This window comes from Variovorax sp. V15, from assembly GCF_041154425.1.
In the GTDB taxonomy this organism is placed as follows: Bacteria; Pseudomonadota; Gammaproteobacteria; order Burkholderiales; family Burkholderiaceae_C; genus Variovorax; species Variovorax guangxiensis.
Window position 1 is genome coordinate 5,412,662 of record NZ_AP028659.1, and the last position, 18,111, is coordinate 5,430,772.

At 67.2% G+C, this 18,111-nt stretch carries 16 protein-coding genes; all 16 read right to left on the reverse strand.

What is annotated here, in order from left to right; translation table 11 throughout:
• Nucleotides 1-4: 4 nt before the first annotated feature.
• Nucleotides 5-859 (reverse strand): hypothetical protein, encoded by an 855-nt coding sequence (locus ACAM57_RS25860; protein WP_369659442.1) that lies wholly within the window; start codon nucleotides 857-859, stop codon nucleotides 5-7.
• A gap of 38 nt (nucleotides 860-897) precedes the next feature.
• On the reverse strand, nucleotides 898-2,268 hold the full coding sequence (gene hisD / locus ACAM57_RS25865) for a histidinol dehydrogenase (RefSeq protein WP_369659443.1): 1,371 nt from the start codon (nucleotides 2,266-2,268) through the stop codon (nucleotides 898-900).
• A gap of 18 nt (nucleotides 2,269-2,286) precedes the next feature.
• The gene (gene hisG / locus ACAM57_RS25870) at nucleotides 2,287-2,928 is read right to left on the reverse strand and encodes an ATP phosphoribosyltransferase (protein WP_093196366.1); all 642 of its coding nucleotides are present in this window, start codon (nucleotides 2,926-2,928) and stop codon (nucleotides 2,287-2,289) included.
• Between the two features lie 28 nt (nucleotides 2,929-2,956).
• Entirely contained in the window at nucleotides 2,957-4,249 is a 1,293-nt protein-coding gene (gene murA, locus ACAM57_RS25875) for a UDP-N-acetylglucosamine 1-carboxyvinyltransferase (RefSeq protein WP_369659444.1), read from the reverse strand.
• Nucleotides 4,250-4,291: 42 nt separating this feature from the next.
• Entirely contained in the window at nucleotides 4,292-4,534 is a 243-nt protein-coding gene (locus tag ACAM57_RS25880) for a BolA family protein (protein WP_019654412.1), read from the reverse strand.
• A 21-nt stretch (nucleotides 4,535-4,555) separates the two neighbouring features.
• Nucleotides 4,556-5,320 carry an ABC transporter permease gene (locus ACAM57_RS25885; protein ID WP_126023001.1) on the reverse strand — a complete coding sequence of 255 codons (765 nt, stop codon included), beginning with the start codon at nucleotides 5,318-5,320 and terminating at the stop codon, nucleotides 4,556-4,558.
• A gap of 82 nt (nucleotides 5,321-5,402) precedes the next feature.
• Nucleotides 5,403-6,350 carry an ABC transporter ATP-binding protein gene (locus ACAM57_RS25890; RefSeq protein ID WP_126023000.1) on the reverse strand — a complete coding sequence of 316 codons (948 nt, stop codon included), beginning with the start codon at nucleotides 6,348-6,350 and terminating at the stop codon, nucleotides 5,403-5,405.
• A gap of 86 nt (nucleotides 6,351-6,436) precedes the next feature.
• Nucleotides 6,437-6,712 (reverse strand): lipid asymmetry maintenance protein MlaB, encoded by a 276-nt coding sequence (locus ACAM57_RS25895; protein ID WP_126022999.1) that lies wholly within the window; start codon nucleotides 6,710-6,712, stop codon nucleotides 6,437-6,439.
• 16 nt (nucleotides 6,713-6,728) lie between these two features.
• Nucleotides 6,729-7,385 carry a phospholipid-binding protein MlaC gene (locus tag ACAM57_RS25900; RefSeq protein WP_126022998.1) on the reverse strand — a complete coding sequence of 219 codons (657 nt, stop codon included), beginning with the start codon at nucleotides 7,383-7,385 and terminating at the stop codon, nucleotides 6,729-6,731.
• Between the two features lie 159 nt (nucleotides 7,386-7,544).
• Nucleotides 7,545-8,279, reverse strand: coding sequence for a VacJ family lipoprotein (locus ACAM57_RS25905; protein ID WP_206169519.1), 735 nt, complete (start codon nucleotides 8,277-8,279; stop codon nucleotides 7,545-7,547).
• A 26-nt stretch (nucleotides 8,280-8,305) separates the two neighbouring features.
• On the reverse strand, nucleotides 8,306-8,794 hold the full coding sequence (mlaD, locus tag ACAM57_RS25910; RefSeq protein WP_019654418.1) for an outer membrane lipid asymmetry maintenance protein MlaD: 489 nt from the start codon (nucleotides 8,792-8,794) through the stop codon (nucleotides 8,306-8,308).
• Nucleotides 8,795-8,930: 136 nt separating this feature from the next.
• Nucleotides 8,931-9,713: a lipid asymmetry maintenance ABC transporter permease subunit MlaE gene (gene mlaE / locus ACAM57_RS25915; RefSeq protein WP_184635095.1), complete on the reverse strand. Its 783-nt coding sequence runs from the start codon at nucleotides 9,711-9,713 to the stop codon at nucleotides 8,931-8,933.
• 82 nt (nucleotides 9,714-9,795) lie between these two features.
• Nucleotides 9,796-10,626, reverse strand: a complete 831-nt coding sequence (locus ACAM57_RS25920; protein ID WP_369659445.1) for an ABC transporter ATP-binding protein — start codon at nucleotides 10,624-10,626, stop codon at nucleotides 9,796-9,798.
• Between the two features lie 171 nt (nucleotides 10,627-10,797).
• The gene (locus ACAM57_RS25925) at nucleotides 10,798-12,276 is read right to left on the reverse strand and encodes a glutamate synthase subunit beta (RefSeq protein WP_126022994.1); all 1,479 of its coding nucleotides are present in this window, start codon (nucleotides 12,274-12,276) and stop codon (nucleotides 10,798-10,800) included.
• Between the two features lie 171 nt (nucleotides 12,277-12,447).
• Complete coding sequence (locus ACAM57_RS25930) at nucleotides 12,448-17,214, reverse strand: glutamate synthase-related protein (protein ID WP_369659446.1); 4,767 nt, start codon at nucleotides 17,212-17,214, stop codon at nucleotides 12,448-12,450.
• A 185-nt stretch (nucleotides 17,215-17,399) separates the two neighbouring features.
• Nucleotides 17,400-18,095 (reverse strand): transposase, encoded by a 696-nt coding sequence (locus ACAM57_RS25935; RefSeq protein WP_369659447.1) that lies wholly within the window; start codon nucleotides 18,093-18,095, stop codon nucleotides 17,400-17,402.
• Between the last annotated feature and the right edge of the window lie 16 nt (nucleotides 18,096-18,111).

Here is an 18,111-nt window from a genome sequence, read left to right on the forward strand (position 1 = left end):
GGGCTCACTTGCGGTAGCGCGGCGGCGGCGCGTAGGCGCCGTCGGCCGGGAAGGCGCTGGGCTGCGCCGGGACTGCGTCGCGGCGCTGGCGGCGGGGCGCGTCGCGCTCCTCCAGCTCGAACAGCGCGGCGCCGATCACGCCGATGTTGCGCGCGTCGCCGGCCTCGGTGTTGGCGGCATAGGCGCGGCCGGGCGCGGAAAAGCGGAAGGCGGCGACCTCGTTCTGGCTCTTGCGGAAGCCTTCGATGGTCAGCGACTGCAGCGGACGCAGCACGTAGCCGCCGTTGCGCAGGCTGCCGGGCTTGCCGTTGAGCACGTCCAGGCCGTCGACCGTGGCGATCACCTCGTAGCTGCGCTCGCTCAGGTTACGAAAGCGCAGCGTGTAGCGCGAGCCCTCGACGCCGGCCAGGCGGAACATGTCGTCGCCGCCGGCGCCGCGGCGGGCGCGCTGCAGCGGCAGCGGGCGGCCGTCTTCGTCGAGCACAGACCATTCGACGTCGCCGTCGGCCAGCAGCAGGTTCAGGCGACGCTCGGGATTGCCGCCCACCGCGCGGCGCACGGCGGAGGCTTCGTTGTAGCCCAGCGAGGCCACGTCGTCCGGCCGGCTGGAAAGCCGCTTGGCGTCGACCGTGCGGGTCTTCGATTCGATGCCCTCGCCCCACTGCGTGCCGAGTTGCGGCGCGGGCGCCGCCGGCGCGGCGCTGGGCGTGGCAGTAGCGGCCACCGATTCGCGCGGCGCCTGCGGCATCTGGCTGCAGGCGGCCAGCAGCGCGGCGCCGGCGATGGCAGTGGCGGCGAACCTGAACGGGCGCGAACCGAAGAAACCGAACAAACGCAAACCGAAAAGACGATCGATCATCAGGCGTTCTCCCCCCGCATGCGGGTTGTTGTTGGAATTCAGATCTTACGCAGCCGCATCCGCGCGGCCTCGGCGTGCGCCTGCAGGCCTTCGCCCTCGGCCAGCGTCACGGCGATGGGGCCCAGCACCTGGGCGCCGGCCTCGCTGACCTCGATCAGGCTGGAGCGCTTCTGGAAGTCGTACACGCCCAGCGGGCTCGAGAAGCGCGCCGTGCCGCTGGTGGGCAGCACATGGTTCGGCCCCGCGCAGTAGTCGCCCAGGCTCTCGCTGGTGAAGGCGCCCAGGAAGATCGCGCCGGCGTGGCGCAGCAGCGGCTCCCAGCGGCTCGGCTCACTGCTGCTCACCTCCAGGTGCTCGGGGGCGATGCGGTTGCTGATCTCGCAGGCCTCTTCCATGCTTTTCGTGTGGATCAGCGCGCCGCGGCCGTTGAGCGAGGCGGCGATGATCTCCGCGCGCGGCATCGTGGGCAGCAGGCGGTCGATTTCGGCCTGCACGCGGTCGATGTAGGCCGCGTCGGGGCACAGCAGGATGCTCTGGGCCAGCTCGTCGTGCTCGGCCTGGCTGAACAGGTCCATCGCCACCCACTCGGGGGGCGTGGTGCCGTCAGCCAGCACCAGGATCTCGCTGGGGCCGGCGATCATGTCGATGCCCACGGTGCCGAACACCCGGCGCTTGGCGGCGGCCACATAGGCGTTGCCGGGGCCGGTGATCTTGTCGACGGCTGGGATCGTGGCGGTGCCGTAGGCCAGCGCGGCCACGGCCTGGGCACCGCCGATGGTGAAGGCGCGGGTCACGCCGGCCACGTAGGCGGCGGCAAGCACCAGCACATTGCGCTCGCCTTTCGTGGACGACTGCCCGCCCGCGCCGCCCGTCGCCACGCTGCCCTTCACGGGCGTGGGGACCACCATGATGATTTCGCCGACACCGGCCACGTGGGCCGGAATCGCATTCATCAGCAGGCTCGACGGATAGGCCGCCTTGCCACCCGGCACGTAGATGCCCACGCGGTCCAGCGGCGTGACCTTCTGGCCCAGCAGCGTGCCGTCGGCGTCGCGGTAGCTCCAGCTCTCGCCGCTGGCCTTCTTCTGGGCCTCGTGGTAGCTGCGCACGCGGTCGGCCGCGGCCTGCAGCGCGTCGCGCTGTTCGGCGGGCAGTGAGTCGAAGGCTTCCTTGAAGTCGGCCTGCGTCAGTTCGAGTTCGGACATGGCGATCGCACCAAGGCCGTCGAAGCGGCGGGTGTATTCGAGCACCGCCTCGTCCCCGCGCTTTTGCACGTCGGCGAGGATGTCCGCCACCACCTTCTCGATGGCCGCGTCGGCGTCCGCCGACCAATGCAGCCGCGCCTTGAATTCAGCGTCGAAGCTGGCTGAAGTCGTGGACAGGCGGAGGGGGGCTGCTTTCGAGGTCATGGAACGGGACGGAAGGTTTCAGGCGGAAGGAATGGCAGAGGCGAAGGCGTCGATGATGTGGCGGATGGGCTCGCGCTTGAGCTTGAGCGCGGCCTGGTTCACCACCAGGCGGGCGCTGATGTCCATGATGCGCTCCACCTCGACGAGGTGGTTGGCCTTGAGCGTGTTGCCGGTGGAGACCAGGTCGACGATGGCGTCGGCCAGGCCGGTGAGCGGCGCGAGCTCCATGCTGCCGTAGAGCTTGATCAGGTCGACGTGCACGCCCTTGCTCGCGAAGAAGTCGCGTGCCAGGCCCACGTACTTGGTGGCCACGCGCAGGCGCGAGCCCTGCTTCACGGCCGAGGCGTAGTCGTAGTCGGCGCGCACGGCCACGCTCAGGCGGCAGGCGGCGATGCGCAGGTCCAGCGGCTGGTAGAGGCCCTGGTTGCCGTGCTCCAGCAGCACGTCGAGGCCGGTCACGCCGAGGTCGGCGCCGCCGTACTGCACGTAGGTGGGCACGTCGGAGGCACGCACCAGCACCACGCGCACGTCGGGGCGGGTGGTTCCGAGGATGAGCTTGCGCGACTTCTCGGGGTCTTCGGTGACCTCGATGCCGGCGGCGGCCAGCAGGGGCATCGTCTCCTCGAAGATGCGGCCTTTGGACAGAGCAAGCGTGATCACGATTGCGACTCCTGTGATGCGAAGGTGATCATGCGGCTGCGGCTCCCGTCAGTCGTTCGATGTCGGCGCCGAGGCCGCGCAGTTTGGCTTCCATGCGGTCGTAGCCCCGGTCGAGGTGGTAGATGCGGTCGACCAGCGTCTCGCCCTCGGCCACGAGGCCGGCGATGACGAGGCTGGCGGACGCGCGAAGGTCGGTGGCCATCACGGTGGCGCCCGAGAGCTGCTGCACGCCCTCGACCATCGCCACCTTGCCTTCGACGTGGATGTGGGCGCCCAGGCGCACCATCTCGTTCACGTGCATGAAGCGGTTCTCGAAGATGGTCTCGGTGACCATCGAGGCGCCGCGCGCGATCACGTTCAGGGCCATGAACTGGGCCTGCATGTCGGTCGGGAAGCCCGGGTATTCGGTGGTGCTGAAGCTCTGCGCCTTCAGGTGCTCGTACGCCGGCCCCCTGGACGCGATGCGCACGCCGTCCTTCTCGGACTTGACGGTGCAGCCGGCGTCGCGCAGCTTGTCGATCACGGCGTCGAGGTGGTCGCCACGCGCGTGGCGCAGGAAGGCCTCGCCACCCGTGGCCGCAACGGCGCACATGAAGGTGCCGGCCTCGATGCGGTCGGCCACCACGGCGTGCTCGCAGCCGTGCAGCTTCTCGACGCCCTGGATGCGGATGTGGCTGGTGCCGTGGCCTTCGATCTTCGCGCCCATGCGGATCAGCATCTCTGCCAGGTCGACGATCTCGGGCTCCTGCGCGGCGTTCTCCAGCAGCGTCTCGCCCTCGGCCAGCGCGGCGGCCATGAGGAAGTTCTCGGTGCCGGTGACGGTGACCATGTCGGTCAGGATGCGCGCGCCCTTCAGCCGCGTGCGCCCCGCCGGCAGGCGCGCGACCATGTAGCCGTGGTCGACCACGATCCCGGCGCCCATGGCCTGCAGGCCCTTGATGTGCTGGTCGACCGGCCGCGAGCCGATGGCGCAGCCGCCCGGCAGCGACACCTTGGCGTGGCCGAAGCGCGCCAGCAGCGGGCCCAGGGCCAGCACGGAGGCGCGCATGGTCTTGACCAGCTCGTAGGGCGCTTCCGGCTTGGTGAGTTCGGCCGCGTTGAGTTGCACGGTGCCGTTGTCATCGCGCTCGGCCGAAACACCCATGTTGCGTACCAGCTTGAGCATGGTCGACACGTCCTGTAGGCGCGGCACGTTGTGCAGCACCACGGGCTCGTCGGTCAGCAGGGCCGCGCACAGTTCGGGCAGCGCTGCGTTCTTGGCGCCGGAAATGAGTACTTCGCCGCGGAGCTCTCGCCCGCCGCGAATCAGAAGTTTGTCCATCGAAGTTCCAGCGAAATCAGGAGGCCGCCAGGGGCCGGGGAGTCATTTTTCCACCGCCGCCCATTCGGCCGGCGTGTATGTCTTCATCGAAAGCGCATGCACCTCGTCGGTGTGCATTTTCGCACCCAGGGTGGCGTAGACCCGCTGGTGGCGCTGGATCGAGCGCTTGCCCTCGAATTCGGCCGAGACGATGGTCGCGTACCAATGTCGGCCATCGCCCTCCAGCGAGATGTGCTCGCACGGCAGGTGGGCGGTGATGATGGCTTGGAGCTGGTCAGCGGTCATGGGAGTCGTGGAAGGAGGCGTTCAGCCTCTGATTTTGTAGCCGATGCGCAGGAGATGGATGGCGATGGCACTCACCACCAGCCATGCGGTGCCGACGATGCCCAGGCTGAGCCAGGGCGAGGCGTCGCTCACACCGAAGAAGCCGTAGCGGAAGCCGTCGATCATGTAGAAGAACGGGTTCAGGTGGCTGACGTTCTGCCAGAACGGCGGCAGCGAGCCGATCGAATAGAACACGCCCGACAGGAAGGTCATGGGCATGATCAGGAAATTCTGGAACACCGCCATCTGGTCGAACTTCTCGGCCCAGAGTCCGGCGATGAGCCCCAGCGTGCCCAGCATGGCCGAGCCCAGCAGCGCGAACACCAGGATCCACACCGGCGCGACGAAGCTCGGCTGCGCGAACAGCACCGTCACCACGAACACGCCCAGCCCCACCGCCAGCCCGCGGATGACCGACGAGCCCACGTAGGCGAAGAACCAGCCCCAGTGCGAAAGAGGAGTGAGCAGCACGAAGACCAGGTTGCCCATGATCTTGCTCTGGATGATCGAGGACGAGCTGTTGGCGAAGGCGTTCTGCAGCACGCTCATCATCACCAGGCCCGGAACGAGGAAGGCGGTGTAGCCGACCGTGCCGTAGACCTTCACGTGATCTTCGAGCACGTGGCCGAACACCATCAGGTACAGCAGCGCGGTGAGCACCGGCGCGCCCACGGTCTGGAAGCCGACCTTCCAGAAGCGCAGCGTCTCCTTGTAGAGCAGCGCGCGCCAGCCGGTGACGGCGATCATGAGGCCCCCTTGCACGGCACTGCGTGTCCGTGCTTCCCCCCGAGGGGGAGCTTCGCTTGCTTGGGGCGGCCCGGCGCGGCGCTCATCGCGCCACCTCCAGCGGCGTCTGCTCGCCGGCCATCAGGTCGATGAACACGTCTTCCAGGTCGGCCTTGCGCATTTCCACGTCTTCCACCGTGACGCCGGCTTCGCGAATGGCGGCCAGCAGTTGTTCGACTTCATGGGCGTTCTGCGCCGGCAGCTGCACGATGCGCCCGGTGATGCGCGCATGCTGCGCGATGGCCCAGGGCAGCATGGCGTCGGTCTTGAATCGCAGCACGTTGCTCGCTGCCGATTTCAGCAGCTCGCTGGTGCGGTCGAGCGCGATCACCTTGCCCAGCTTGAGCATCGCGATGCGGCTGCACAGCGCCTCGGCCTCTTCGAGGTAATGGGTAGTGAGCAGCACGGTGCTGCCCTGCTTGTTGAGCCTGGCGACGAACTGCCACAGCGTCTGGCGCAGCTCGACGTCGACGCCGGCGGTGGGCTCGTCGAGCACGATCACCGGCGGCTTGTGCACCAGCGCCTGCGCCACGAGCACGCGGCGCTTCATGCCGCCGGAGAGCTGGCGCATGTTGGCCGTGGCCTTGTCGGCCAGGCCCAGGCTCTGCAGCAGCTCGTCGATCCAGGCTTCGTTGTTGGTGATGCCGAAGTAGCCCGACTGGATGCGCAGCGACTCGCGCACGTTGAAGAAGGGGTCGAACACCAGCTCCTGCGGCACGATGCCGAGCTGGCGGCGCGCCTGCGCGTACTCGCGCTGCACGTCGAATCCGTGGACGCTGATGGCACCCGCCGTAGGCCGCGAAAGGCCCGCGAGCATGCTGATCAGGGTGGTCTTTCCCGCGCCGTTCGGGCCGAGCAGGCCGAAGAACTCGCCCTCCTCGATCTGGAAGCTGACCTCGTCGACCGCCTTGAGCCCCGGCTTGCCCTGGGCCTTCTGCTGTCTGGAGGGGGGATAGGTCTTGGAGACCGACTGGAATGAGATCGCGGGCATGGGAGCCCGCGATTTTAAGGTGCCGCTTTACAAGCTGCCGGGCAGCGGCCCGATACCCTCATGCGGCCCCGGCCGGGTCCGACGGGTCAGGGCGCGGCGGGCAAAAGTCCGGCAATGCCGTAGAGGGCAGCCAGTTCGCGCAGCCGGGGCGAGAGCCCCTTGACGGAGAAACCGCGCCCCAGCGCGCTCGATTCGCGCCGGCATTCGAGCAGCACGGCCAGCGCCGATGAATCGAACTGGGTCAGCGCCGTCGCGTCGACCACGGTGGACGACGAGTCGGTCTGGCCCTTGAGCCCCTGCTGCAGCATGCGCATGCAGGCGGGGGCTTCGTCATGGGTCAGTCGGGCGGGCAGGACCAGCATGTCGCGCGGCTCCGGCTCAGCTCTTGCCGTTGCCCTTGTTGCGCGCGGCCAGCGCAGTAATCAGGCCGTCGATGCCGCTCTTGTTGATTTCCTGCGCGAACTGGGTGCGGTAGGTATCGACCAGCCAGACGCCCAGCACGTTCAGGTTGTAGACCTTCCAGCCGGCGCCCTGGCCAGGGGTCTTCTCGAGGCGGTAGTCGAGCTGGACCGGATCGCCGCGGCCGCGGACCTCGGTGCGCACCAGCACGTCCTTGTCGTCGGGCGAGCCGCGGAACGGGCGTACGGTGACGGTCTGGTCGGTCACCTGGTCGAGCGCACCGGCATAGGTGCGGACCAGCAGGGCCTTGAACTCGTCCTGCAGGCGCTTCTGCTGCTCGGGGGTGGCGGTACGCCAGGCCGGGCCGACGGCGGAAGCGGTCATGCGCTGGAAGTTGACGTTCGGCATGATCTTGCTGTCGACCAGCACCATGATCTTGTTGACGTCACCTGACTTGATGGACGAGTCGGCCTTGATCGTCTCGAGCACGTCGGTCGACAGGCGCTTGACCAGTGCGTCGGGCGCCTCGTCGGCGGCACGGGCGGGCTGGACGAAGGCGACGGCGGCACTGAACAGCAGTGCGCCGGCCAGAGCCAGGCGGCCGAGATCGCGACGTTGCAGGGTCTTGTTGTTCATGGAGAGTCCCTCATTCAAGTTTGAAAATCCGCAGGCACCCGGAAAAACCGGCTGCTGAGACAGGAACGGATTCGAGCCCCACGGGGCCGACGGGGTTCCTGTCCGGGAGGTGAAGCCTTGCAACCGGATGCAAGCGGGCTGCCCTCCCTTGCGTCGTCTTTATTTGTCGGCGCCCTTGTCCATGCCGCCGCCGTCGTCGGGCGGGTTGCCGTCGTAGACCTGGCTGCGGCGGCGCTGCAGGTACGCATCGCGCGTGAACGAATACTTGTCGAGCGCCGCGTCGCCAAGCAGGCGGCTCGCGCGCAGGTACTGCGAGCGCGTGTCGACGACGCGCAGCACCGTCAGCGAATTGCGCCAGGGGATGTCCTCCACGTAGCCCAGCGGGTCGCCCCACATGTCGAGCGGCTTGGCGGCGGTGTCGCGCAGCGTGGAGGAGCCCAGCAGCGGCAGCACCACGTACGGGCCGGAGCCAACGCCCCAGTAGCCCAGGGTCTGGCCGAAGTCTTCCTCGTGGCGCGGGAGTCGCGCTTCGGTCGCCACGTCCAGCACACCGCCGAGGCCGAAGATGGTGTTGACGTTCAGCCGCATGAAGGTCTCGGCACTGTTCTGCAGCTTGAGCTGGGCCACGTTGTTGACGAGGTTCCAGACGTCACCGATGTTGTTGAAGAAGTTGTTCACGCCGGTGCGCACCATGGAGGGCAGCGCGTTCTGGTAGGCCGTGGCCGCGGGCACCAGCACGGCATCGTCGACGGCGTCGTTGAAGCGCGAGACACCCCGGTTGAACGGCTCGAGGGGATCGGCGGGGTTGGCGTTGGGGCCGGTCGCACAACCGGCGGCCAGGGCGAGTACCGCGCCGGCGCCAATCCAGCGGGTCCGGCTTGCTACGCTATTCATAGCAAAAAACAAAGAAGATCGTGTTTTCATTTCTTATTGGCTGTTCCAGGCGTGGAATTTCCCTCCGCCGCCTTGCTGTACAGGAACTGGCTGATCAGGTTTTCCAGCACCACGGCCGATTGGGTCGCGGTGATGGTGTCGCCGGCTTGCAAGTTCTTGTCCTCGGCGCCCGCCTCGATTCCGATGTACTGCTCGCCGAGCAAGCCACTGGTCAGGATCTTGAGCGAGCTGTCCTTGGGAAAACTGTAACGGTTTTGCAAAGCCAGAGTGACGTCTGCCTGAAAGGTCTTGTCGTTGAAGGAGATGGATTCCACACGCCCGACCACCACGCCCGCGCTCTTCACCGCGGTCTGCGGCTTGAGGCCACCGATGTTGTCGAAGCGCGCCGTGACCGAATAGGTCTTCTGGAAGTTCAGGCTCAGCAGGTTGGCCGACTGCAGCGCGAGGAACAGCAGCGCAGCAGCGCCGATCAGGACGAACAGGCCGACCCAGATGTCGTTGTTGGAACGTTGCATATCGACTCTTCCTAAATTCCAGCGGTTTGGCTCATTCGGGGAACACCGCAGAACCGGCTTGGCCGGGCTGCAGGTGTTGCCCCCTGCAAGGGGGTTGGCGGCCACACGAAGTGGGCAAGCCTGGGGGTGTGCCTGGTCATATGCTGAACATCATGGCGGTCAACAAGAAGTCGAGGCCCAACACCGCCAGCGACGCCGTCACCACCGTGCGCGTGGTCGCGCGCGATACGCCCTCGGGCGTGGGCTGGGCCTCGTAGCCCTGCAGCAGCGCGATGAAGGTCACGGTGAAACCGAAGACGATGCTCTTGATGACGCCGTTGCCGACGTCGCGCCACACGTCGACGCCGCCCTGCATCTGGGCCCAGAACGCGCCGGGGTCCACGCCCAGCATCAGCACGCCCACCACGTAGCCGCCCATGATGCCAATGGCGCTGAACACCGCCGCCAGCAGCGGCATGGTGATGACGCCGGCCCAGAAGCGCGGCGCGAGCACGCGCTGCACGGGGTCTATCGCCATCATCTCCATGGCGCTCAGTTGTTCGTCGGCCTTCATCAGGCCGATCTCGGCCGTCAGCGAGGTGCCGGCACGGCCGGTGAACAGCAGCGCCGCCACCACGGGACCGAGCTCACGCACCAGGCTCAGCGCGACCAGCAGGCCCAGCGCCTCGGAAGACCCGTAGCGCTGCAGCGCGTAGTACATCTGCAGCCCGAGCACGAAGCCCACGAACAGGCCCGACACGCCGATGATGGCCAGCGAGTAGTTGCCCAGGAAATGGATCTGGTCGCGCACCAGGCCGAAGCGGCGCAGGATCTGCGCGCCCGGACCGACCAGGCGCATGAAGAGCTTCGCGCCGTAGCCGAGGTTGGCCAGATGGCTGCGCGTGGCAAAGCCGGCATCGGATGGCTTCCACCAGGTCATGTTTGCCCCCACGTTCGGCACTTCGTGTCCTCACTGCCCCCCGAGGGGGCCTTCGCTTGCTCGGGGCGGCCCAGCGCGGCGCTCATGAGCGCCCTCCTTCGACATTGCCGAAGTCGTCCTCGATGCTGACGCCCGGGTAATGGAAATGCACCGGCCCGTCGGGCAGCGCATTCACGAACTGATGGACCAGCGGATCGTCGCTCTCGCGCACCTCGGCCGGCGTGCCCTGCGCGGCGATGCCGCCGTTGGCCAGGATGATCACGTGGTCGGCGATGCGGAAGGTTTCTTCCAGGTCGTGCGACACGATGATGCTGGTGAGCCCCAGCGCGTCGTTGAGCTGGCGGATGAGGCGCGCGGCCGTACCCAGAGAGATCGGGTCGAGTCCGGCGAAGGGCTCGTCGTACATCACGAGGTCGGGGTCGAGCGCGATGGCCCGTGCCAGCGCCACGCGCCGCGCCATGCCGCCCGACACCTCGCTGGGCATCAGGTCGCGCGCGCCGCGCAGGCCGACCGCGTCGAGCTTCATGAGCACCACGTCGCGCACCAGCGCTTCGGAAAGTTGCGTGTGCTCGCGCAGCGGGAACGCCACGTTGTCGAACACGCTCATGTCGGTGAAGAGCGCGCCGAACTGGAACAGCATGCCCATGCGCCGGCGCGCGGCGTAGAGGGCGCTCGCATCCATCCTGCCGACATTATTGCCGTCGAAGAGCACCTCGCCGCGCTGCGCCTTCTGCTGCCCGCCGATCAGGCGCAGCACGGTGGTCTTGCCGCCGCCCGAGGCGCCCATCAGCGCCGTCACCTTGCCGCGCGGTACGGCGAACGAGACGCCGTCGAGGATGGTGCGCGCACCATAGCCGAACTTGACGTCGCGAAACTCTACGAAGGGATGTGGCAGCGGTGTGGCGGTGTCCATCTCAATAAAAAAGCCGGGGCGCTTTTCCAAGCATCCCGGCATGCGGTTTGACGCGGATGATAACGGGGCCGTGGCCGGCCCCGCGAAACTGAAACAAAATTCAGCGCGGCGGCCGTCAGACCCTCGTCAGGAACCCGTGGACAAAGGCCCCTGGCGCCGCGAACCCTCTCCTCAGCGAGGCAGGTCGCTGAAGCCCATCAGGAACTCGTCCACCGAACGCGCGGCCTGGCGGCCTTCGCGGATCGCCCACACCACCAGCGACTGTCCGCGGCGGATGTCGCCGGCCGCAAAGACCTTCGGAACGTTGGTGGCATAGCCGCCGACGAAGTCGACCGTCGCCCGGGCGTTGCCGCGCGCATCCTTCTCCACGCCGAAGGCGTCGAGCACCGAGGCCACGGGGCTCACGAAACCCATGGCGAGCAGCACCAGGTCGGCCTTGAGCACCTGCTCGCTGCCGGCCACTTCCTGCATCTTGCCGTCCTTCCATTCGACGCGAACGGTCTTCAGGCCGGTGACCTTGCCCTTTTCGCCGATGAACTCCTTGGTGGAGATCGCGAACTCGCGCTCGCAGCCCTCTTCGTGGCTGGAGCTGGTGCGCAGCTTGATCGGCCAGTACGGCCAGGTCAGCGGACGGTTCTCTTCCTCGGGCGGCTGCGGCATCAGCTCGAACTGCGTGACGCTCACCGCGCCATGGCGGTTGCTGGTACCCACGCAGTCGGAGCCGGTGTCGCCGCCGCCGATGACGATCACGTGCTTGCCGTCGGCGCGCAGCTGGCCCTTGACCTTGTCGCCTGCGTTGACGCGGTTCTGCTGCGGCAGGAACTCCATCGCGAAGTGGATGCCGTCGAGGTCGCGGCCGGGCACGGGCAGGTCGCGCGACTGCTCCGCGCCGCCGGTGAGCAGCACGGCATCGAACTCTTTCTGCAGCTGCTCGGGCGTGACGGTTTCCTTGGCCAGGTTCGTGACCTTGGAGCCCTTGCCCAGCGGATCCTTCGCGGCGCCGACGATCACGCCGGTGCGGAACACCACGCCTTCGGCCTTCATCTGCTCGACGCGGCGATCGATGTGCGACTTCTCCATCTTGAAGTCGGGAATGCCGTAGCGCAGCAGGCCGCCGACGCGGTCGTTCTTCTCGAAGAGCGTCACGTCGTGGCCGGCGCGCGCCAGCTGCTGCGCCGCTGCCATGCCGGCCGGGCCCGACCCCACCACCGCCACCTTCTTGCCGGTCTTGTGCTTGGCGACGCGCGGCGCCACCCAGCCTTCGTCCCAGGCGCGGTCGATGATGGCGTGCTCCAGCGACTTGATGCCGACCGCGTCGTCGTTCACGTTGAGCACGCAGGCTGCCTCGCAGGGCGCGGGGCAGATGCGGCCGGTGAACTCGGGGAAGTTGTTGGTCGAGTCGAGCACCGCGAAGGCGTTCTGCCAGTCGTTGCGGTACACCAGGTCGTTGAAGTCCGGAATGATGTTGTTGACCGGGCAGCCGCTGTTGCAGAACGGCGTGCCGCAGTCCATGCAGCGCGCGCCCTGCACCTTGGCCTGGTCGTTGCTCAGGCCGACGACGAATTCCTTGTAGTGCTTGACGCGCTCCTCGACGGGCTTGTAGCCCTCCTCGATGCGCTCATGCTCCATGAAGCCGGTGATCTTTCCCATCGTGGTTCCTTTTCACACCCCCGTCGCTTGCTCACTGCGTGTAGCCGCCTCCCCCCTCGAGGGGGCAACACCGGCGGCCCGGCAAAGCCGGTTCCGCGGTGTTCCCCGAAGGGGCCGAGACAGTTTCACGCGCTGCATGCGATGCGGGGGCTCGTTGTGTTTGGTTGATCTTCAAGCGGCGGCCGGAGCCGACTGCGGTGCGGGCGCTGCCAGCGCGTGCGGCTCCAGGCCGATGTGCGCGTTGTTGCCGGTGCTCGTGAGCTCGACCTTGCGGTCGTGCAGCTCGGCGAGCGCGCGCTTGTATTCGTTCGGGAACACCTTCACGAACTTGGTGCGCGCCACGGACCAGTTGTCGAGCAGCTCGCGCGCGCGCTTGCTGCCGGTCCAGCGGTGGTGCTCTTCGAGCAGCTTCTTCAGCTGGGCCTCGTCGGTCTCGCCGCCGTGCCAGATCTTGCGGTGCACGCTGGCGGTCTGCTCGGCAGAGGTCAGCACCTTCTCGAGGGAGACCATCGAGAGGTTGCAGCGCGTGGCGAACTGGCCGTCCTCGTCGTACACGAAGGCGACGCCGCCGCTCATGCCGGCCGCGAAGTTGCGCCCCGTCTTGCCGAGCACGGCCACCGTGCCGCCGGTCATGTATTCGCAGCCGTGGTCGCCGGTGCCTTCGATGACCGCCGTGGCGCCCGACAGGCGCACCGCGAAGCGCTCACCGGCCACGCCGCACAGGTAGGCCTCGCCGGTGGTCGCGCCGTACAGCGCGGTGTTGCCGACGATGGTGTTGCGCGCCGCCTCACCGCGGAAGTCGAGGCTGGGGCGCACCACCACGCGGCCGCCCGAGAGGCCCTTGCCGGTGTAGTCGTTGGCGTCGCCGATCAGGTACAGCGTGATGCCGCGCGCCAGGAAGGCGCCGAACGACTGGCCGCCCGTGCCTTCGAGCTGGATGCGGATCGAGTCGTCGGGCAGGCCCTGCGGATGCACCTTGGTCAGCGCGCCCGAGAGCATCGCGCCCACAGAGCGGTTGACGTTGCGCGCCACCTCGATGAACTGCACCTTCTCGCCCTTGTCGATGGCCGGACGCGACTTCTCGATGAGCTTGACGTCCAGCGCCTTGTCCAGGCCGTGGTCCTGGTTCTCGACGTGGAAGCGCGGCACGTCGGCCGGCACGTTCGGCAGCGCGAACAGGCGGCTGAAATCGAGGCCGGCGGCCTTCCAGTGCTCGATACCCTTGCGCATGTCGAGCAGGTCGGCGCGGCCGATCAGGTCGTCGAACTTGCGGATGCCGAGCTGGGCCATGATCTGGCGCACTTCTTCCGCGACGAAGAAGAAGTAGTTGACGACGTGCTCGGGCTTGCCCGAGAACTTCTTGCGCAGCACCGGGTCCTGCGTGGCCACGCCCACCGGGCAGGTGTTCAGGTGGCACTTGCGCATCATGATGCAGCCCTCGACCACCAGCGGCGCCGTGGCGAAGCCGAACTCGTCGGCGCCCAGCAGCGCGCCGATGGCGACGTCGCGGCCGGTCTTCATCTGGCCGTCGGCCTGCACGCGGATGCGGCTGCGCAGGCGGTTGAGCACCAGCGTCTGCTGCGTCTCGGCCAGGCCGATCTCCCACGGGCTGCCCGCGTGCTTGATCGACGACCAGGGCGAGGCGCCCGTGCCGCCGTCATGGCCGGCGATCACGACGTGGTCGCTCTTGCACTTGGCGACGCCCGCGGCGATGGTGCCCACGCCGATCTCGCTCACCAGCTTCACGCTGATGCTGGCGTGCGGCGCGGTGTTCTTCAGGTCGTGGATGAGCTGCGCCAGGTCTTCGATCGAGTAGATGTCGTGGTGCGGCGGCGGGCTGATGAGGCCCACGCCCGGCACGGCATAGCGCTGCTTGCCGATGTACTGCGTGACCTTGCCGCCCGGCAGCTGGCCGCCCTCGCCCGGCTTGGCGCCCTGCGCCATCTTGATCTGGATCTGGTCGGCCGAGTGCAGGTATTCGGCCGTGACGCCGAAGCGGCCGGACGCGACCTGCTTGATGCGCGAGCGCAGCGAGTCGCCGTCCTTCAGCGGCAGGTCGACCTCGACGTTCTCGGCGCCCACGATGCTGCGCAGCGTGTCGCCCTGCTTGATCGGGATGCCCTTGAGCTCGTTGCGGTAGCGCGCGGGGTCTTCACCGCCCTCGCCTGTGTTGCTCTTGCCGCCGATGCGGTTCATGGCCACGGCCAGCACCGAATGCGCCTCGGTGCTGATGGAGCCCAGCGACATCGCGCCGGTGGCGAAGCGCTTGACGATCTCGGCCGCGGGCTCGACCTCGTCGACCGGGATGGCCTTGGCCGGATCGATCCTGAACTCGAACAGGCCGCGCAGCGTGAGGTGGCGGCGGTTCTGGTCGTTGATGAGCTGGGCGTATTCCTTGTACGTGTTCCAGTTGTTGGAGCGCGTGCTGTGCTGCAGCTTGGCGATGGCGTCGGGCGTCCACATGTGCTCCTCGCCGCGCGTGCGCCAGGCGTATTCGCCGCCGGCGTCGAGCATGTTGGCGAGCACCGGGTCGTTGCCGAAGGCAGCCTTGTGCATGCGGATGGCTTCCTCGGCGATCTCGAAGACGCCGATGCCTTCCACACGGCTGGCGGTGCCGGTGAAGTACTTGTTCACCGTCTCGCTGTTCAGGCCGATGGCTTCGAACAGCTGCGCGCCGCAGTAGCTCATGTAGGTGCTGACACCCATCTTCGACATGATCTTCGACAGACCCTTGCCGATGGCCTTGACGTAGTTGTAGACCGCCTTCTCGGCGCTCAGCTCGCCCGGCAGGTCGGCGTGCATCGCCACCAGCGTCTCCATGGCGAGGTAGGGGTGCACGGCTTCCGCGCCGTAGCCCGCCAGCACGCCGAAGTGATGCACCTCGCGCGCCGAGCCGGTCTCGACCACCAGGCCGGCGGTGGTGCGCAGGCCCTCGCGCACCAGGTACTGGTGCACGGCCGACAGCGCCAGCACGGCGGGAATCGCCACCTGCGTGGGGCTCACGCCGCGGTCGCTCACGATCAGGATGTTGTTGCCGCCCTTGATGGCGTCCACGGCCTCGGCGCACAGCGACGCCAGCTTGGCTTCGACGCCCTCGTCGCCCCACGCGAGCGGGTAGGTGATGTCGAGCACGTAGCTCTTGAACTTGCCCTGCGTGTACTTGCCGATGTCGCGCAGCTTCGCCATGTCGGCGAAGTCGAGGATCGGCTGGCTCACTTCGAGCCGCATCGGCGGGTTGACCTGGTTGATGTCCAGCAGGTTCGGCTTGGGGCCGATGAAGGACACCAGCGACATCACGATGGCTTCGCGGATCGGGTCGATCGGCGGGTTCGTGACCTGCGCGAACAGCTGCTTGAAGTAGTTGTACAGCGGCTTGTTCTTGCTCGAGAGCACGGCCAGCGGGCTGTCGTTGCCCATGGAGCCGATGCCTTCTTCACCCGCCTGCGCCATCGGGCTCATCAGGAACTTGATGTCTTCCTGGGTGTAGCCGAAGGCCTGCTGGCGGTCGAGCAGCGGCACCTGCGACAGCGGCGCCTTGACCGCCTCGGCGGCCTCCGCCTTCACGCTGTCGAGCTTGATGCGCAGGTTTTCGATCCACTGCTTGTAGGGCTTGCTGTTGGCGAGGTTGGCCTTGACCTCCTCGTCGTCGATCAGGCGGCCCTGTTCCAGGTCGATCAGGAACATCTTGCCGGGCTGCAGGCGCCACTTGCGCACGATCTTCTGCTCGGGCACGGGCAGCACGCCCGACTCGGAAGCCATGATGACCAGGTCGTCGTCGGTCACGCAGTAGCGCGAGGGGCGCAGGCCGTTGCGGTCGAGCGTGGCGCCGATCTGGCGGCCGTCGGTGAACACGATGGAGGCCGGGCCGTCCCACGGCTCGAGCATGGCGGCGTGGTATTCATAGAACGCGCGGCGGCGCGGGTCCATGGTGGCGTGCTGTTCCCAGGGCTCGGGAATCATCATCATCACGGCCTGGCTGATGGGGTAGCCGGCCATCGTCAGCAGCTCGAGGCAGTTGTCGAAGGTGGCGGTGTCGGACTGGCCGGCGAAGCTGATCGGGTAGAGCTTCTGCAGGTCGGCGCCCAGCACGGGGGAAGACATCACGCCTTCGCGCGCCTTCATCCAGTTGTAGTTGCCCTTGACCGTATTGATTTCGCCGTTGTGGGCGACATAGCGGTACGGGTGGGCCAGCGGCCACTCGGGGAAGGTGTTGGTCGAGAAGCGCTGGTGCACCAGGCCCAGGGCCGAGACGCAGCGCTTGTCCTGCAGGTCGAGGTAGTAGGTACCGACCTGGTCGGCCAGCAGCAGGCCCTTGTAGACCACGGTGCGGCTCGACATGCTGGGAACGTAGTATTCCTTGCTGTGCTTGAGCTTCAGGCGCTGGATGTTGGCGCTGGCTGTCTTGCGGATCACGTAGAGCTTGCGTTCCAGCGCGTCCTGCACGATCACGTCGTTGCCGCGGCCGATGAAGACCTGGCGCAGCAGCGGTTCCTTCTCGCGCACGGTGGGCGACATGGGCATGTCGCGGTTGACCGGCACGTCGCGCCAGCCCAGCAGCACCTGGCCTTCGGCCTTGATGGCGCGTTCCATTTCCTGCTCGCAGGCTTCGCGGGAGGCGTGTTCCTTCGGCAGGAAGATCATGCCGACGCCGTATTCGCCAGGCGGGGGCAGCGTGACGCCCTGCTTCGCCATTTCCTCGCGGTAGAGGTGGTCGGGCAGCTGGATCAGGATGCCGGCGCCGTCGCCCATCAGCTTGTCAGCGCCCACTGCGCCGCGATGGTCGAGGTTCTCGAGGATCTTCAGGCCCTGCAGCACGATGGCGTGGCTTTTCTCGCCCTTGATGTGTGCAACGAAGCCGACGCCGCAGGCGTCGTGCTCGTCGGCAGCGGAATAAAGACCGTGTTCTTGGAGATGCTTGATCTCGGCAGCCGTCGTCATGGCGCGCTCCTTCAGTTTTCGCAGGGAATCGGAGCATATTGCGTTGCACAAAGAATGCCAAACACTTTAATAGGGGTCAGATTCCATTTAAATGTTGAGTTTTTCGATAGGAATTAAATTAGGGACATATCGAAAACAGGAGCAAAAAAGCCAATCCATGCAATGGATCGAACAGGCTTTTCAGGTCAGGATCGAGGCGTCGAAGGCGGCCGCCCTGCCTTGGCCTTGACCACGCGGCGATCGGTGGACTTGCGCAGGCTGTCGAGAAAATCCTCGTCGCCGGCCGCCCAGCCCCGCAGGGTGGCTTCGGTCAGCGCGCTCTGGTCGGCCGCGCGCACGCCGGCACGCACCAACTCGACATACGCGGCCTCCCGCGCGAACGGTGTGTTGCCAAGCTGCCAGTACAGCGGATGCGGCGTCAGCAGCTTGTCGTGCCGCAGGCCGGCGTAGTGAGCGTGACTGGACCACGGAAAGTCGCGCGCGTCGGTCACCATGCCCGCCCGCACCGGGTTGAGGTCGATGTAGGCCATGCAGGTCAGCAGATAGCGCTCGGTCTGGATCAGCGTCGACCTGTAGCGCCCTTCCCAGAGCGTGCCGCTGCGGCCGTGGCGGTCGTTGAAGTAGCGCACATAGGCGCGGCCGACCGACTGCATGAACTGCGGCAGCCCGGTGGCGCTCGCGGGCGTGGCCAGCAGGTGGAAGTGGTTGTCCATCAGCACGTAGGCGTGCACCGCGATGCCGAAGCGCGTGGCGCTTTCGGCCAGCAGGGCGAGCAGCTTCTCGTGGTCCGCGCGGTCAACGAAGATCGGCTGGCGGTTGTTGCCGCGCTGGATCACGTGGTGCGGCACGTCGGCCAGCGTGAGACGGGGAAGACGGGCCATGGAGCCAGGCGGCCTG

Coding starts and splice junctions, on each gene's coding strand:
- ACAM57_RS25860 (WP_369659442.1), bottom strand. CDS start 859: ATGATCGATCGTCTTTTCGGTTTGCGTTTGTTCGGTTTCTTCGGTTCG.
- hisD (WP_369659443.1), bottom strand. CDS start 2,268: ATGACCTCGAAAGCAGCCCCCCTCCGCCTGTCCACGACTTCAGCCAGC.
- murA (WP_369659444.1), bottom strand. CDS start 4,249: ATGGACAAACTTCTGATTCGCGGCGGGCGAGAGCTCCGCGGCGAAGTA.
- ACAM57_RS25880 (WP_019654412.1), bottom strand. CDS start 4,534: ATGACCGCTGACCAGCTCCAAGCCATCATCACCGCCCACCTGCCGTGC.
- ACAM57_RS25885 (WP_126023001.1), bottom strand. CDS start 5,320: ATGATCGCCGTCACCGGCTGGCGCGCGCTGCTCTACAAGGAGACGCTG.
- ACAM57_RS25890 (WP_126023000.1), bottom strand. CDS start 6,350: ATGCCCGCGATCTCATTCCAGTCGGTCTCCAAGACCTATCCCCCCTCC.
- ACAM57_RS25895 (WP_126022999.1), bottom strand. CDS start 6,712: ATGCTGGTCCTGCCCGCCCGACTGACCCATGACGAAGCCCCCGCCTGC.
- ACAM57_RS25900 (WP_126022998.1), bottom strand. CDS start 7,385: ATGAACAACAAGACCCTGCAACGTCGCGATCTCGGCCGCCTGGCTCTG.
- ACAM57_RS25905 (WP_206169519.1), bottom strand. CDS start 8,279: ATGAATAGCGTAGCAAGCCGGACCCGCTGGATTGGCGCCGGCGCGGTA.
- mlaD (WP_019654418.1), bottom strand. CDS start 8,794: ATGCAACGTTCCAACAACGACATCTGGGTCGGCCTGTTCGTCCTGATC.
- mlaE (WP_184635095.1), bottom strand. CDS start 9,713: ATGACCTGGTGGAAGCCATCCGATGCCGGCTTTGCCACGCGCAGCCAT.
- ACAM57_RS25920 (WP_369659445.1), bottom strand. CDS start 10,626: ATGGACACCGCCACACCGCTGCCACATCCCTTCGTAGAGTTTCGCGAC.
- ACAM57_RS25925 (WP_126022994.1), bottom strand. CDS start 12,276: ATGGGAAAGATCACCGGCTTCATGGAGCATGAGCGCATCGAGGAGGGC.
- ACAM57_RS25930 (WP_369659446.1), bottom strand. CDS start 17,214: ATGACGACGGCTGCCGAGATCAAGCATCTCCAAGAACACGGTCTTTAT.
- ACAM57_RS25935 (WP_369659447.1), bottom strand. CDS start 18,095: ATGGCCCGTCTTCCCCGTCTCACGCTGGCCGACGTGCCGCACCACGTG.